The sequence below is a fragment of the Nitrospira sp. genome (assembly GCA_030692565.1).
Taxonomy (GTDB): domain Bacteria; phylum Nitrospirota; class Nitrospiria; order Nitrospirales; family Nitrospiraceae; genus Nitrospira_D.
Genome location: JAUYAO010000010.1, coordinates 1 through 15,160 on the forward strand (window position 1 = coordinate 1; position 15,160 = coordinate 15,160).

A 15,160-nucleotide genomic window follows, 5' to 3' on the forward strand; every position below is an offset into this window, starting at 1 on the left:
ACGGAATGAACTTCGCCAGCCCGCGATCGGCGCACACCTTGGTCAAGGCGGCGGTCAACGTGGTTTTCCCGTGGTCCACGTGCCCGATCGTCCCAATGTTCACATGCGGCTTCTTCCGCTCAAATTTCGCCTTCGCCATAACCTACTCCCTCCCTCTACACCAACTGGACTCTATGATTATTCACCCCGATATTTCGCGATGATCCCATCCGCAATTTGCCGAGGAACCTGATCATAGCGATCGAACTCCATACTGTACGTCGCACGGCCCTGCGTGCGAGACCGAAGATCCGTGGCATATCCGAACATTTCACTGAGCGGAACCGTCGCCTCAATCGCCTGAGCGCCGGCCCGAACCTTCATGCCCTGAACCTTGCCACGCCGGCCGTTCAGGTTGCCGATTACATCGCCCATAAAATCCTGAGGCACGAGCACTTCAACCTTCATAATCGGCTCAAGCAACACGGGATCAGCGCGCTTGCACGCATCGGCAAACGCCATAGAACCAGCGATTTTAAACGCCATTTCATTGGAGTCTACGTCGTGGTAGGAGCCGTACGTCAGCGTCACACGAATGTCACGCAAAGGGTACCCAGCGATAACACCAGCATCCAGCCGCTCCTTAACACCTTTTTCGACGGCCGGAATAAACTCCCTCGGAATCACACCACCGACGATCTTATTGACGAACTCAAAGCCCTTGCCCGACTCAGACGGCTCAACAGTGAGAACAACATGTCCATACTGTCCGCGACCACCGGTTTGCTTAACGTACTTCGATTCCGCCTCAGCGGCCCTACGAATCGTCTCACGGAATGCCACTTCAGGCTTACCAACATTGGCTTCAACCTTGAACTCACGGAGCATACGATCAACGATAATTTCAAGGTGCAACTCACCCATGCCGGCAATGATCGTCTGCGCCGTCTCTTCGTCGGTACGCACTCTGAACGAGGGATCTTCCTGCGCCAGCTTCTGGAGCGCGAAGCCCATCTTCTCCTGATCGGCCTTTGTCTTCGGCTCAATCGCCATCGCAATAACCGGCTCGGGAAACTTCATGACTTCCAAGAGAACCGGCTGCTTTTCCTCAGACAGCGTATCTCCCGTGGTGGCACCCTTTAGGCCGACAGCCGCAACAATGTCCCCCGCATAGGCGACGTCGATCTCTTCACGCTTGTTCGCATGCATCTTAAGCAATCGACCGATGCGATCCTTCGTGCCCTTGGTCACATTCAATACAGGCGATCCGGTCTTCAACGTTCCGGAGTACACACGGAAGAACACTAGCTGACCGGCAAACGGGTCGGTCATCATCTTGAATGCGAGCGCAGAAAAAGGATCGCTATCATCAGGCTTCCGCTCAACTTCTTTTCCTGTATTCGGATCAATGCCCTTGACCGGTGGAATATCCATCGGCGACGGAAGATAATCGACCACGGCGTCCAACAGTTGCTGCACACCCTTGTTCTTAAAGGCCGACCCACAGAGCACCGGCGTAACCTTCATAGCGATCGTCGCCGCCCTAATCGCCCGTTTAATCTCTTCCTCAGTCAGCGCGTGCCCATTGAGATACTTTTCCATGACCTGCTCGTCGAACTCGGCGACGGCATCGATCATTTTTTCGCGATACTCCTTCGCCTGATCGAGCAGATTGTCAGGAATATCCCCGACGACATATTTCGCACCCAACGTCTCGTCGTCGTAAAAGAATCCCTTCATCTTGACCAAGTCGACAGTCCCGCGAAACTCACTCTCACGCCCGATAGGAATCTGAATCGGCACAGGATTGGCGCCAAGACGGTCGATGATCGACTGAACACTGGCGAAGAATTCTGCGCCAATTCGATCCATCTTGTTCATAAACGCAATGCGTGGCACCGAATATTTATCGGCCTGCCGCCACACCGTCTCAGACTGAGGCTCTACACCTTGAACCGAATCGAATGCCGCTACCGCCCCGTCGAGCACACGCAACGACCGCTCCACCTCAATCGTAAAGTCTACGTGGCCAGGCGTATCGATAATATTGATCCGATGCTCACGCCAAAAACAGGTTGTCGCAGCAGCCGTGATCGTAATTCCACGTTCACGCTCCTGCTCCATCCAGTCCATGGTAGCAGCGCCCTCATGGACCTCGCCGATCTTATGCGTCATTCCAGTGTAAAACAGAATGCGCTCAGTCGTCGTTGTCTTCCCGGCATCGATGTGAGCCATGATGCCGATGTTTCGCGTATGTTCTAATGATGTTTGACGAGCCACTTCATTCCCCTAAAAAACACATGTGCCACAAGTCAAGCCGAACTTCACTGCTGCGACCCGCCAACACCCGAAACTGCGATTCGCAGCACGGCTTAACTGCAGCACAGTACGACGCTACCAGCGATAATGGGCGAAGGCCTTATTCGCTTCCGCCATCCGATGCACGTCTTCCCGTTTCTTCACAGAGGCGCCGGTATTATTCGACGCATCCATCAATTCAGCAGCCAAGCGTTCCCGCATGCTCTTCCCGCCGCGAGTCCGCGAATACTCAGCCAACCAACGAAGAGCCAACGACACCCTCCTCGCCGGACGGATCTCGACAGGAACCTGATACGAGGCTCCACCGACACGCCTCGACTTCACTTCAACAATCGGCTTCACATTATCAATGGCCGCCTTGAAGACCTTCAACGGATCATTCCCGGTCTTCTCCTGAATCGCATCGAAGGCTCCGTAGCAAATACGCTCTGCCGTGCTTTTCTTTCCGCCGCTCATCAGCGTATTCACAAACTTCCCGACAAGCTTGTCGCGATATCGCACATCAGGAAGGACTTCGCGCTGATCCAGAAATTTACTTCTTGGCATGTCAGATACTCTTTCTCGTTAATCCAGAATTTACTTCGGACGCTTGGCGCCGTACTTCGAACGGCTCTGCTTACGATCAGCCACACCGACGGCATCGAGAGCACCGCGCACCAAATGGTAACGAACGCCGGGAAGGTCCTTGACGCGGCCGCCACGCACAAGCACAATCGAGTGCTCCTGCAGGTTGTGCCCGACACCAGGGATATACGTCGTGACTTCCATGCCGTTCGTCAATCGAACGCGAGCCACTTTACGCAACGCCGAGTTCGGCTTCTTCGGAGTCGTCGTATACACACGGAGACAGACTCCGCGTTTTTGAGGACAGCCTTTGAGCGCCGGACTCTTCGTCTTTGCCTTGACGAGGTTTCGCCCTTTTCGAACTAACTGATTGATTGTCGGCATCGTGTTCTAACCCTTATCGCTTTCAAAAATCCCACGGGCGTCTTCCGCAAAGCCGTCGGATTATAGTGATGCAATTACCGCCTGTCAAGTCGCCCCAAGAACCGCCTGAATTCCGCGACAATTACGAACGAGCAGCCCCTTCACCGGCGGTGGCTGCCGCCCGCTCTTGTCCGACTTCAGCGCCGCCGGAAGCAGCCGCTACCGCAACCGGAGCGGCTTTTTCGCTGATGACGAACGTATCGCGATACTCCTCAAATCCCGCTCCGGCCGGAATCAAGCGACCGACGATGACATTCTCCTTCAACCCGAGCAGACTATCTTCGCGTCCATTGATCGCCGCTTCCGTCAAGACACGCGTCGTTTCCTGGAACGATGCGGCGGAAATAAAGCTATCAGTGGTTAATGCTGCCTTAGTAATACCTAGGAGAACCGGCTTACCGAGAGCCGGCGTGCCGCCCTTCTCCAAGACGCGGTCGTTCGCCTTCTCGAACAAGGCCTTGCTCACCTGGCTGCCAGGCAAGAATTCAGTATCGCCAGGATCTTCGATCCGCACCTTGCGCAACATCTGCCGCACGATGATTTCGATATGCTTGTCGTTGATGGTCACACCCTGCAACCGATAGACGTCCTGCACTTCATCGACAAGATATTTCTGGAGCTCATTCGGCCCCAGCACATCGAGAATATCGTGCGGATTGGCCGAACCGTCCATCAACGGCTCACCGGCACGCACCCAGTCTCCTTCGTGCACATTGACGTGTTTACCCTTAGGGATAAGATATTCCTTCACGTCGCCCATCTTATTGTCGACGAGCACTTTCCGCTGCCCCTTCACGAACCCGCCGTAGGAAACTTCGCCGTCGATTTCGCTGATGACGGCCTGCTCCTTCGGCTTGCGCGCTTCGAACAGCTCGGCCACACGCGGAAGACCTCCGGTGATGTCCTTGGTCTTCGTCGTTTCGCGCGGGATCTTCGCCAGCACGTCTCCGGGATGCACCGCGGCACCTTTTTCGACAAAGATGTGGGCGCCGACCGGCAGCAGATAGCGGGCCACATTCGCTCCCGCCGCAACCTTCGCCGTCTTTCCTCCGTCATCCTTAATCGAAATGCGCGGACGAAGCGTCGCACCCGAATGCTCGATGATCACCTTACGCGAGAGACCCGTGACCTCGTCGAACTCATCCTTCATGGTTACGCCTTCGATGATGTCACCGTAGGCAATCCGTCCACCGACTTCCGTGAGGATCGTCAGTGAATAGGGATCCCATTCGACCAGCTTTTGGCCAAGAGCGATTTTATCACCGTCGCCGATCTTGATCTTGGCGCCATAGACCACGGGATACTTCTCCCGTTCACGGCCGCTCTCATCGACGATCGCGATCTTCGCGTTACGACTCATCACCACCCATTCGCCCTCTTTGTTTCGGACGGCGATGCCAGGGGTCGGGATGTCGGCATTCTTCTTCGCATCAAAGCTCAAGAACTTAATGCGACCGGCATGCTTCGATTCGACAATTGTCTGCTCGACGACTTTGCTCGCCGTACCTCCGATGTGGAACGTACGCATGGTCAACTGCGTTCCAGGCTCACCGATCGATTGCGCCGCAATGACGCCGACGGGTTCACCCTTCTCGACGAGCCGTCCACGGGCAAGGTCGCGGCCGTAACAGGCCTGACAGACGCCGCGCGGCGCCTGACACGTCAGCACAGACCGGATCTTCACGCGCTCAACGCCGGCCTCAACGACCGCCTTCGTACGATCTTCGTTGATCTCTTCATTGCGCGATACGATGATTTCACCGGTCACGGGATCGCGGATATCTTCTGCGGCCAAGCGACCCAGCACACGCTCTTCCAACGGCTGAATGATTTCACCGCCCTCAATGAGGGGGCTCACCATAATGCCGTCGTGCGTGCCGCAATCGATCTCATAAATGATCACGTCCTGAGCGATGTCGACCAAGCGACGGGTCAAATACCCGGAGTTCGCGGTCTTCAACGCCGTATCCGCGAGACCTTTGCGGGCACCGTGCGTCGAAATGAAATACTGCAGCACCGTCAACCCTTCGCGGAAATTCGCCGTAATCGGCGTTTCGATGATTTCACCCGACGGCTTAGCCATCAGTCCGCGCATACCGCCGAGCTGACGAATCTGCTGCGAACTACCTCGCGCTCCGGAATCGGCCATCATGAAAATAGGATTGAAGGATTCGGCCTTGGCGGGATCTCCGCCGGCACCGAGCTCCTTCATCATTTCATTCGCCACCTGCTCCGACACGTGCGCCCAGATGTCGATGACTTTATTGTAGCGTTCGCCGTTGGTGATCAAACCCTCGGCGTACTGCTTCTCAATTTCACCGACTTCATGCTGAGCCTTTTCAATGAACACGCCCTTTTTCGTCGGGATGTGCATATTGTCGACGCAGATCGACACGCCGGCTCTCGTCGCATAGAAGAAACCGAGATCCTTGATCTTATCGAGGAACACGACCGTGTCCCGATGACCGGTCTGCCGATAGACCGTGTCGATCAGCTTGGTCATTTCTTTCTTCGTCATCAGCTTATTGGCGCTGGCGAACGGCATGCTTGCAGGAAGAATTTCCGACAGAAGCACGCGCCCGACCGTACTCTGTACCAACACGCCGCCGAGACGCACCTTGATACGAGCATGCTCTTCGACTTCGCGCGCATCGTAGGCAATCCGCACTTCCTCGGGGGACCCGAAGATCTTATTCTCGCCCTTGACGCCCACGCGTTCTTTGGTGAGCCAGTAGACACCCAACACCATGTCCTGCGAAGGCACCGCAATCGGCTTTCCGTTCGCCGGAGACAAGATGTTGTTGATCGACATCATCAGAACGCGCGCTTCAACCTGCGCTTCGACGGACAACGGCACGTGAACGGCCATCTGGTCTCCGTCGAAGTCCGCGTTGAACGCCGCGCAGACGAGCGGATGCAACTTAATGGCTTTACCTTCCACCAAGACCGGATCGAAGGCTTGAATACCGAGTCGGTGAAGAGTCGGTGCACGATTCAACAGCACCGGATGCTCGCGAATCACTTCGTCGAGCACATCCCACACTTCGGGGCGCTCTTTTTCGACCAAGCGCTTGGCGCTCTTAATCGTCGTCGCGGCACCGCGCTCTTCCAGCTTGTGGAAGATGAACGGCTTGAACAACTCCAGCGCCATCTTCTTCGGGAGTCCGCACTGGTTCAGGCGGAGATCCGGCCCGACCACGATGACCGTACGGCCGGAGTAGTCGACCCGCTTTCCGAGCAAGTTCTGGCGGAAGCGGCCCTGCTTACCCTTGAGCATGTCGCTCAAGGACTTGAGCGGACGCTTGTTGGGTCCGCGGATCGCACGGCCTCGACGGCCGTTATCGAACAAGGCATCGACGGCTTCCTGCAGCATGCGCATTTCATTGCGGATGATGACGCCAGGCGCTTTCAATTCCATCAAGCGCTTCAACCGGTTGTTCCGGTTGATGACGCGACGATAGAGGTCGTTCAAGTCGGACGTCGCAAACCGGCCGCCATCAAGCGGAACCAGCGGGCGCAATTCCGGCGGCAACACCGGGATCACGTCCATGATCATCCACTCCGGCTTGTTGCCGGACTTGCGGAATGCTTCGAGGACTTTCAGCCGCTTCGCGTACTTCTTCTTCAAGGCGGCCGACGCCGACGTCTTCGCCTTGATCTGAATCTCATCCCACAAACTATTGATGTCGATCTTGCGCAGCAAATCGCGAATCGCTTCTGCGCCGATCCCAACCTTAAATCCGCTGGATCCGAACTCAGACTGCAACGTGCGCAGCTTGTCTTCCGGAACCAATTCCTTTTCAGAGAGATCCGTCGATCCCGGATCGACGCAGACATAGCTCTCGAAATAGAGGATCTTCTCAAGTTGCTTCAAACTCATATCGAGCAACGTCCCGATACGGCTCGGCACACCTTTGAGGAACCAGATATGCGCGACCGGAGCGGCCAACTCGATATGTCCCATGCGCTCGCGGCGCACTTTGGACTGAATGACCTCGACGCCGCACTTGTCGCAGACGATCCCGCGGTGCTTCATGCGCTTATACTTGCCGCAATTGCACTCCCAGTCCTTAATAGGACCGAAAATCTTCGCGCAGAAGAGGCCGTCCTTTTCTGGCTTAAACGACCGGTAATTGATCGTCTCCGGCTTCTTCACTTCGCCGTAAGACCAGGACCGGATCTTCTCGGGCGACGCAATGCGAATCCGCATCGAATCGAACGACACCGCATCACGCGGCTTCTCAAACAATGTATATACGCCTTCCAATGTAGGACCTCCTCTGATACCGGCTTTCAACCGGCACACAAGTGGTTAGTCTTGCGACTTCAGCAACTCGACGTCGAGCCCCAAACTCTGCAACTCTTTGACCAAGACATTAAACGATTCGGGCAACCCTGGCTCCAAGAACGGTTCACCCTTCACAATTGCTTCATACATACGCGACCGGCCCGGGACGTCGTCGGACTTGACCGTCAGGAACTCCTGCAGCGTCGACGCAGCGCCATACGCCTGCAAGGCCCAGACTTCCATTTCTCCAAGCCGCTGACCGCCGAACTGGGCTTTACCGCCCAAGGGCTGTTGCGTGACCAGAGAATAGGGTCCGATAGACCGTGCGTGAATCTTGTCGTCCACCAAGTGGTGGAGTTTCAGTACGTACATGTAGCCCACGGTGACCGGACTGGCAAAAGTCTCTCCGGTTCGCCCGTCCACCAATGTACTTTGCCCGCTCGGCGGCAATTTTGCCTTGATGAGCAGATCCTTGATTTCTTTTTCAGACGCCCCGTCGAATACCGGGCTTGCCACCTTGATCCCCAGCGCCTTGGCCGCCCACCCGAGGTGCGTCTCCAAGATCTGCCCGACGTTCATACGTGAGGGCACGCCGAGAGGATTCAGCACGATTTCGACTGGTGTGCCGTCCGGCAAATAGGGCATATCCTCTTCCGGCAACACGCGCGATACGACACCCTTGTTTCCATGTCGTCCCGCCATCTTGTCGCCGACCTGAATCTTGCGCTTCATCGCGACATACACCTTGACCAGCTTGATCACGCCGGGAGGCAATTCGTCGCCGCGCTTCAAACGGCCGACTTTTTCGTCGTACAGCGTCTGGAGGATCTCGATCTGTTCCTTCGCCCGCCGCTCCACATCCTCGAGTTCCTTCTGTTCATCCGGATCGCTCAGGATGATGTGACGTACTGTGTCATCGGGCAACCGCTTGAGAATCTCGGCCGTCAGCTTGCCCTTCTTCTTCAGAATGACATCGCCGGTATCCGGATCCATCAAGTCGCGGCCGACCACTTTACCGAGCAAGAGCTTGCGAATCTTCTTCGTCTTCTCTTCATCGATGATGCGCAGTTCTTCATGATGATCGCGCTGCAACTTCATCTGGTCGTCGCTCTCAATGCTCTTGGAGCGCTCGTCTTTATCCAGCCCTTTGCGGGAGAAAATCTTAACGTCGACCACGATCCCTTCGACACCCGGAGGAACAGTCAACGATGTGTCTTTCACATCGCCGGCCTTTTCACCGAAGATCGCCCGGAGCAGCTTCTCTTCCGGCGTCAACTGCGTCTCGCCCTTCGGCGTGACCTTGCCGACCAGAATATCGCCCGGCTTCACTTCGGCGCCGATGCGAATGATGCCGCTCTCGTCGAGATTGCGCAGCGCTTCTTCTCCGATATTGGGAATATCGCGGGTTACCTCTTCCTTGCCCAGCTTCGTGTCCCGCGCTTCCAGCTCAAACTCTTCAATGTGAATGGACGTAAACGCGTCCTCACGAACCAGCTTCTCGCTCAAGAGGATCGCGTCTTCGAAGTTGTATCCACCCCAGGGCATGAAGGCCACCAGGATGTTCTTCCCCAACGCCAATTCTCCATGATCGATGGCCGGACCATCCGCCAGCACCTGCCCAACCTTCACGGGCTGTCCCAAGCGGACTACCGGCGTCTGGGTAATACAGGTGTTCTGGTTCGAGCGCTGGAACTTGATCAGGTCATACACGTCCAGACCTGAATCCTTCCCCTTGCGCCCTTCCTTCCCCTCAGCACGCACGACAATACGGGTCGCATCCACGCTCTCCACGACACCCGGGCGGCGTGCCTGCACGACGTAGCCTGAATCTCTGGCCACGACGGCTTCCATGCCGGTTCCAACGAGCGGCGAGTCGGACGTGACCAACGGCACCGCCTGACGTTGCATGTTGGATCCCATCAAGGCACGGTTCGCGTCGTCGTGTTCCAAGAACGGAACCAACGCCGTCGCGACGCTGACGACCTGCTTCGGCGACACGTCCATGTAGTCGATCTTGTCCGACGTCGCAGTGACAAAGTCTCCGCCATGACGCGCCGTAATCATTTCTGAGGTCAAACGCCCGCCGCTATCGACGGTCGAGTTGGCCTGCGCGATGAGATATTTATCGCCTTCGATGGCCGAAAGGAACTCGATCTCGTCGGAGACCCGCCCTTTCACGACCTTCCGATAGGGCGCCTCGATGAACCCGAACTGATTGATCCTGGCGTACGTTGCCAGAGACGTAATCAGACCGATGTTCGGACCTTCCGGCGTTTCAATCGGACAAATGCGGCTATAGTGAGACGGATGCACGTCGCGCACTTCAAAGCCTGCGCGTTCCCGAGTCAAACCGCCCGGACCGAGCGCCGACAAGCGGCGCTTGTGGGTGATTTCCGCCAAGGGATTCGTCTGGTCCATGAACTGCGACAACTGACTGCTGCTAAAGAATTCCTTCACGGCCGCAACGACCGGCTTGGCATTGATGAGATCGTGAGGAAGCACCGTCTCCATATCCAGGAGATTCATGCGTTCCTTGATGCTCCGCTCCATCCGCACAAGCCCGAGGCGGAATTGATTCTCCAACAGTTCCCCGACTGAACGCACACGGCGATTACCCAAGTGGTCGATATCGTCGATGTCGCCTTTCCCCATCTTCAGGTTCACGAGATAGCGGATGACCTCGACAATGTCCTGCGCCGTCAAGGTCCGCTGCTCGAGCGGGAGATCCAGCGTCAGCTTGCTGTTCAGCTTAAGCCGGCCGACCGGAGACAGGTCATAGCGCTTGGAATTCAGGAACAGGTTGTCGAACAACGCACGGGCCGTCTCTACGGAAGGAGTCTCACCCGGACGCAAGCGGCGATAGATTTCGACCATCGCTTCTTCTTTGGTCTCGATCTTTTCCATTTCGAGCGTGTCGAGAATGACCGGCGTCGCCGTCGCGGTATCGAAATAGATGACCTTGAATTCTTCGACGTCGCTCTCGAGGATCTTCTCCACGATCTCCGCCGTCAGCCGCTGGTTCTTCTCGGCAATCTTGTTCTTCTTGGCATCCACGATTTCCGTCAAGATCGCACGACCGACCAACTCTTCTGGAGTCAGCGGAATCTCTTTCACGCCGGCGGCCTTCAACTTGGCGATGAGGCCCTTGGTCAGCTTGGCTCCCTCGCGCACGAGCGGTTCCTTGCTGCCCTTCTCCGTGACCTCGGCAGAGGCCCGAAGCCCCTGATGAATATCGGCGTCCAGCTTCCGGAACAGCTTTCCCTTCACCAGCCGAATTTCTTCGACGGGGTAGTACATCTTCAGCAGATCGTCGCTGGAAAAATTAAAGGCCTTCAGCAGGATCGTCGTCGGCATCTTCCGCCGGCGGTCGATCCGGACGTAGAGGATGTCCTTCGCGTCAAACTCGAAGTCGAGCCAGGATCCTCGATAGGGGATAATGCGCGCCGAGTACAACACCTTCCCGCTGGCATGCGTACGCCCCTTGTCGTGGGTAAACGATGCGCCGGGCGAACGGTGCAACTGACTCACGACGACCCGCTCGGTCCCGTTGATAATGAACGTGCCGCGCTCCGTCATCAGCGGCAGTTCGCCGACATAGACTTCCTGCTCGCGGACGTCCAGCACCTTCTTTCGTGGGCCCTTGTCTTCTTTGTCGAACACGACCAGGCGCACGCGAAGCTTGAGCGGGACCGCGAAGGTCATGCCCTGTTCAATGCACTCTCGCTCGTCGTACTTGGGCGTCCCCAGGGTATAGCTGGAGAACTCCAGTACGGCCGTATTGTTATAGTCAGGAATCGGGAAGACACTGGCCAGCGCGGCCTGCAAGCCCTGATCCTTACGGCGCTCGGGCTCGACTTCCATTTGCAGGAACTCTTCGTACGAGCGCTTTTGAATTTCAATCAGGTCAGGGATAGCGATGCTGGCCCGGATGCGTGAGTAATCTTTCCGTTCGACGAACTCCTGAAGAGTCGTTTCGGGCATGCGCACTCCTCCACACACTATGGTTGGCTTCGGGTGCCGTCAGTTGAGACAGCACCCGAAGACGATCGGACAATGCTGCTTACTTAATCTCGATCTTGGCGCCGCTCTCTTCGAGCTTCTTCTTCATCGTGTCGGACTCTTCCTTGGTCGCGCCGGTCTTCACGGGCTTCGGTGCGCCTTCCACGAGATCCTTCGCTTCCTTCAGGCCAAGGCTCGTCAATTCACGCACCACCTTGATGACCTGGATCTTCTTTTCGGCAGGAGCCGACACGAGGATCACGTCGAATGCGGTCTTCTCTTCGGCGGCAGCAGCCGCGCCGGCAGCCGGGGCTGCAGCCATGGCGACAGGCGCCGCGGCGGTGACGCCAAAGCGGGTCTCCAAACCCTTCACCAACTCCGCCAAGTCGAGCACGCTCATGCCCTCAATGGCCTTGATCAATTCTTCCTGCGAAAATTTTGTAGTGGTAGCTGACATGTCTCCCTCCCCTTTCTTTTTGTCCTGAATGGCTGCAACAACTCGCACAAATTTTGACAACACTGCGCTCAATGTATAGACCACGCCGCGTATCGGCCCTTGCATGGCCGATAACAACATAGCAATGAGCACTTCCTTCTTGGGAAGCTTGGCAATGGCTGCGAGATCCGCCGCCTGCACGATCTTCCCTTCCAACACTCCGACTGTGACCTTGATCTTTTCGTCGCGCTTCTCCGCCCCGATCCAATCGCGCAAGATCTTGGCAGGCAAGACGGGATCGTCATAGCCGATCACCATCCCCGTCGGGCCCTTCAGATGAGCCTTGAGACCGGCCAAGCCTGTCCCCTCAGAAGCCCGAATCGCGAGGGTATTCTTCATGATCCGGTACTCGGCCTTCACCCCGCGCAATTGCTTGCGCAGCTCGGTGACCTGATTCACCGGAAGACCGACGGATTCGGTCAAGATCGCGATTCTTGCGCGGCCGAATATCTCGGCAAGTTCCGCAACCGCTGGTGCTTTAAGATCCTTCTTCATACCTGACCCTTTCTCTCCAGACGCCGGCCACGCCGGCGCTCGCTTAACTCCACTGCTTGGTCAACGCCATCGCATCTAACTGCACTCCAGGACCCATAGTGCTGGAAATCGTGGCGCTCTTCAGATAGCGGCCCTTGCAGGACGCCGGCTTCGCCTTGATGACGGATTCAAGAATGGCCGAGGCGTTGTCGTACAGCTTGTCGATGTCAAACGACACCTTGCCGACCGCCACCTGCACGATACCCGCCTTTTCGACCTTGAACTCGACCCGGCCCTTGCGAATTTCCGCCACGGCCTTCCCGACCTCGAACGTGACCGTGCCGGTCTTCGGATTCGGCATAAGCCCACGCGGACCGAGCTGCTTTCCCAACTTTCCCACTGACGCCATGAGATCCGGCGTGGAGATGGCATAGTCGAAATCCATCCAACCACCCTTGATCTTCTCCATGAGATCGTCGGATCCCACGTAGTCGGCGCCGGCCTGACGCGCCTCTTGCTCCTTGTCGCCCTTGGCGAATACCAGGACACGAACCTTCTTGCCCGTCCCATGCGGGAGCGCCGTGGTGCCCCGAACCATCTGGTCGGATCGCTTCGGATCGACACCCAAACGCAAGGCAATATCGACCGACTCATCGAACTTCGCATAGGCCGACTTCTTGACGACGTCGACAGCTTCACGCAAGGCGTACATGCGCGGCTCGACCTTCTCCAACGCGGCCTTCATCTTCTTTCCCATACCTCGTACTCCTTCTTCCCGAACGCTATCCGCGCTATCCTTGTACTACGACACCCATGCTTCTGGCCGTTCCGGCAATGATCTTGATCGCGCCTTCCAGGTCCGCCGCATTCAAATCAGACTGCTTCTTCTGGGCGATGTCGCGCAGCTGAGCCTGAGTAATCTTTCCGACCTTATCTTTTTGCGGCACGCCCGATCCCTTGATGATGCCCGCCGCTTTCTTCAACAGATCCGACGCCGGAGGCGTCTTCATAATGAAGGTGAAGGATCGATCCTTATACACGGTGATGACCACCGGAATAATGCTATCGCCTTCCTTCTGGGTCTTCGCGTTGAACTGCTTGCAGAACTCCATGATGTTGACGCCGTGCTGACCGAGCGACGGGCCGACGGGAGGAGCCGGATTGGCCTTCCCAGCGGGAATCTGCAACTTAATGAGAGCGGATACTTCCTTTGCCATGTGAATCTCCTCAGAACGTCAGCGCTGCCACGTTCAACAGCAACAACGACACACCTTAAATTCGCTCAACCTGCAGGAACCCCAGTTCCACCGGCGTCGAGCGCCCGAAAATACTGACCATCAACTTCAACCGACTGTGATCCTGATCCACCTCATCGACCAATCCGTTGAAGCCCAGGAACGGACCGTCGACGATGCGAACATTGTCGCCCTTGATGAACTTGACCTGCTCGCGCGGCCCGGACTGCCCGGCATCCACCTGCTTGAGCAAGGACTCCACTTCCTCGGTCGTCAGCGGAAGCGGAAGCGCCCCGCCCCCGACAAACCCGGTGACCTTCGGCGTCTCCTTGATCATCTGCATCGTCTCGTCTTGCAACGGCGTTTCCAGCTCCACCAGCACATAGCCGGGGAAAAACTTCCGTCGCGACGTCCGCCGCTTCCCGTCCTTGATTTCAATTACATCCTCGGTCGGAACCAGGACCTGACCAAGCTTCTCAACGAGCCCCATCTGATTGGCTCGCTCCAAGAGGCTGGTCTTCACGCGTCCCTCAAACCCCGCGTACGTATGAATGACGTACCAGTTTTTTGTCATGCCCCACCCTCAGGTCAAGAAATCAGGACGCGCCTCCGCGAGACGCACATCCGTCGAACGATCAAATAATCTTACTGACCAGCCACACCAAGAACGAGTCGATCACCGACAAATAGAGCGACATCAAGATACAAAACACGATCACCACAGTCGTCGAACCGATGGTTTCAGCCCTGGTCGGAAACGACACTTTCTTCAACTCCGCGCGAACTTCCGCGAGGAACAACTTGATAGATTCGGTCATCCGCTTAAACATCGACCCCTCCGCCTCATCATCCAGCACAGCCCGCCACATCCATCACACCGATCCCGAGCGCACTCAGTGTGGCAGGGGCACTAGGATTTGAACCTAGACCATCGGTTTTGGAGACCGAGGTGCTGCCATTGACACCATGCCCCTACAGGACCCGCATCGCCGGCGCGACACCGGCTTCGGCCTACTTCACTTCTTTATGGGCAATATGCTTCCGACAAAACTTGCAGAACTTATTGCGCTCCAACCGATCCGGATCGTTCTTCTTATTCTTGTTGGTCGAATAGTTCCGCTGCTTGCAGACCGTGCACGCTAAATCAATAACCTCACGCATCTCACTCTCCTCGTTAGGCGAATACGTTATTGGACCGAGAAAGAGGGATCGAAACGATCGCCCCGCTCTTCAGACCGCCGTTACGCCAGAATCTCGGTGACCACGCCGGAGCCGACCGTCTTGCCGCCCTCGCGCACCGCAAAGCGGAGCCCCTGCTCCATGGCGATCGGGCTGATCAATTCACCCGTCACACTCACGTTATCCCCCGGCATGACCATTTCC

13 protein-coding genes, 1 tRNA gene and 1 pseudogene are annotated in these 15,160 nt (G+C 56.7%); all 15 read right to left on the reverse strand.

The window, feature by feature from the left end:
* Positions 1 to 139: GTP-binding protein (locus Q8N04_02745; GenBank protein ID MDP3089569.1), on the reverse strand; the 139-nt coding region annotated here is incomplete at its 3' end.
* Positions 140 to 177: 38 nt separating this feature from the next.
* A complete protein-coding gene (fusA, locus tag Q8N04_02750) occupies positions 178 to 2,259 on the reverse strand; it encodes an elongation factor G (GenBank protein MDP3089570.1) in 2,082 nt (693 codons plus the stop codon).
* Positions 2,260 to 2,373: 114 nt separating this feature from the next.
* The gene (gene rpsG, locus Q8N04_02755; protein MDP3089571.1) at positions 2,374 to 2,844 is read right to left on the reverse strand and encodes a 30S ribosomal protein S7; all 471 of its coding nucleotides are present in this window, start codon (positions 2,842 to 2,844) and stop codon (positions 2,374 to 2,376) included.
* Positions 2,845 to 2,874: 30 nt separating this feature from the next.
* Entirely contained in the window at positions 2,875 to 3,246 is a 372-nt protein-coding gene (rpsL, locus tag Q8N04_02760) for a 30S ribosomal protein S12 (GenBank protein ID MDP3089572.1), read from the reverse strand.
* A 121-nt stretch (positions 3,247 to 3,367) separates the two neighbouring features.
* The gene (gene rpoC / locus Q8N04_02765; GenBank protein MDP3089573.1) at positions 3,368 to 7,495 is read right to left on the reverse strand and encodes a DNA-directed RNA polymerase subunit beta'; all 4,128 of its coding nucleotides are present in this window, start codon (positions 7,493 to 7,495) and stop codon (positions 3,368 to 3,370) included.
* 102 nt (positions 7,496 to 7,597) lie between these two features.
* Positions 7,598 to 11,554, reverse strand: a complete 3,957-nt coding sequence (gene rpoB, locus Q8N04_02770; GenBank protein MDP3089574.1) for a DNA-directed RNA polymerase subunit beta — start codon at positions 11,552 to 11,554, stop codon at positions 7,598 to 7,600.
* A 79-nt stretch (positions 11,555 to 11,633) separates the two neighbouring features.
* Positions 11,634 to 12,029, reverse strand: coding sequence for a 50S ribosomal protein L7/L12 (gene rplL, locus Q8N04_02775; protein ID MDP3089575.1), 396 nt, complete (start codon positions 12,027 to 12,029; stop codon positions 11,634 to 11,636).
* Between the two features lie 27 nt (positions 12,030 to 12,056).
* A pseudogene (rplJ, locus tag Q8N04_02780) lies at positions 12,057 to 12,563 on the reverse strand (50S ribosomal protein L10).
* A 43-nt stretch (positions 12,564 to 12,606) separates the two neighbouring features.
* Complete coding sequence (gene rplA, locus Q8N04_02785; protein MDP3089576.1) at positions 12,607 to 13,299, reverse strand: 50S ribosomal protein L1; 693 nt, start codon at positions 13,297 to 13,299, stop codon at positions 12,607 to 12,609.
* Between the two features lie 34 nt (positions 13,300 to 13,333).
* Entirely contained in the window at positions 13,334 to 13,759 is a 426-nt protein-coding gene (rplK, locus tag Q8N04_02790) for a 50S ribosomal protein L11 (protein ID MDP3089577.1), read from the reverse strand.
* A gap of 55 nt (positions 13,760 to 13,814) precedes the next feature.
* Entirely contained in the window at positions 13,815 to 14,351 is a 537-nt protein-coding gene (nusG, locus tag Q8N04_02795) for a transcription termination/antitermination protein NusG (protein MDP3089578.1), read from the reverse strand.
* Positions 14,352 to 14,412: 61 nt separating this feature from the next.
* Positions 14,413 to 14,607, reverse strand: a complete 195-nt coding sequence (gene secE / locus Q8N04_02800; GenBank protein MDP3089579.1) for a preprotein translocase subunit SecE — start codon at positions 14,605 to 14,607, stop codon at positions 14,413 to 14,415.
* 69 nt (positions 14,608 to 14,676) lie between these two features.
* A tRNA-Trp gene (locus Q8N04_02805) sits at positions 14,677 to 14,751 on the reverse strand.
* A 37-nt stretch (positions 14,752 to 14,788) separates the two neighbouring features.
* Positions 14,789 to 14,938 carry a 50S ribosomal protein L33 gene (gene rpmG, locus Q8N04_02810; protein ID MDP3089580.1) on the reverse strand — a complete coding sequence of 50 codons (150 nt, stop codon included), beginning with the start codon at positions 14,936 to 14,938 and terminating at the stop codon, positions 14,789 to 14,791.
* An 80-nt stretch (positions 14,939 to 15,018) separates the two neighbouring features.
* A partial coding sequence (gene tuf, locus Q8N04_02815) for an elongation factor Tu (GenBank protein ID MDP3089581.1) occupies positions 15,019 to 15,160 on the reverse strand: 142 nt, incomplete at its 5' end.

Excerpts from the sequence above, each read along its gene's own strand:
- rpsG (MDP3089571.1), bottom strand. The coding sequence starts at position 2,844 with ATGCCAAGAAGTAAATTTCTGGATCAGCGCGAAGTCCTTCCTGATGTG.
- rpsL (MDP3089572.1), bottom strand. The coding sequence starts at position 3,246 with ATGCCGACAATCAATCAGTTAGTTCGAAAAGGGCGAAACCTCGTCAAG.
- rpoC (MDP3089573.1), bottom strand. The coding sequence starts at position 7,495 with ATGCGGATTCGCATTGCGTCGCCCGAGAAGATCCGGTCCTGGTCTTAC.
- rpoB (MDP3089574.1), bottom strand. The coding sequence starts at position 11,554 with ATGCCCGAAACGACTCTTCAGGAGTTCGTCGAACGGAAAGATTACTCA.
- rplL (MDP3089575.1), bottom strand. The coding sequence starts at position 12,029 with ATGTCAGCTACCACTACAAAATTTTCGCAGGAAGAATTGATCAAGGCC.
- rplA (MDP3089576.1), bottom strand. The coding sequence starts at position 13,299 with ATGGGAAAGAAGATGAAGGCCGCGTTGGAGAAGGTCGAGCCGCGCATG.
- rplK (MDP3089577.1), bottom strand. The coding sequence starts at position 13,759 with ATGGCAAAGGAAGTATCCGCTCTCATTAAGTTGCAGATTCCCGCTGGG.
- nusG (MDP3089578.1), bottom strand. The coding sequence starts at position 14,351 with ATGACAAAAAACTGGTACGTCATTCATACGTACGCGGGGTTTGAGGGA.
- secE (MDP3089579.1), bottom strand. The coding sequence starts at position 14,607 with ATGTTTAAGCGGATGACCGAATCTATCAAGTTGTTCCTCGCGGAAGTT.
- rpmG (MDP3089580.1), bottom strand. The coding sequence starts at position 14,938 with ATGCGTGAGGTTATTGATTTAGCGTGCACGGTCTGCAAGCAGCGGAAC.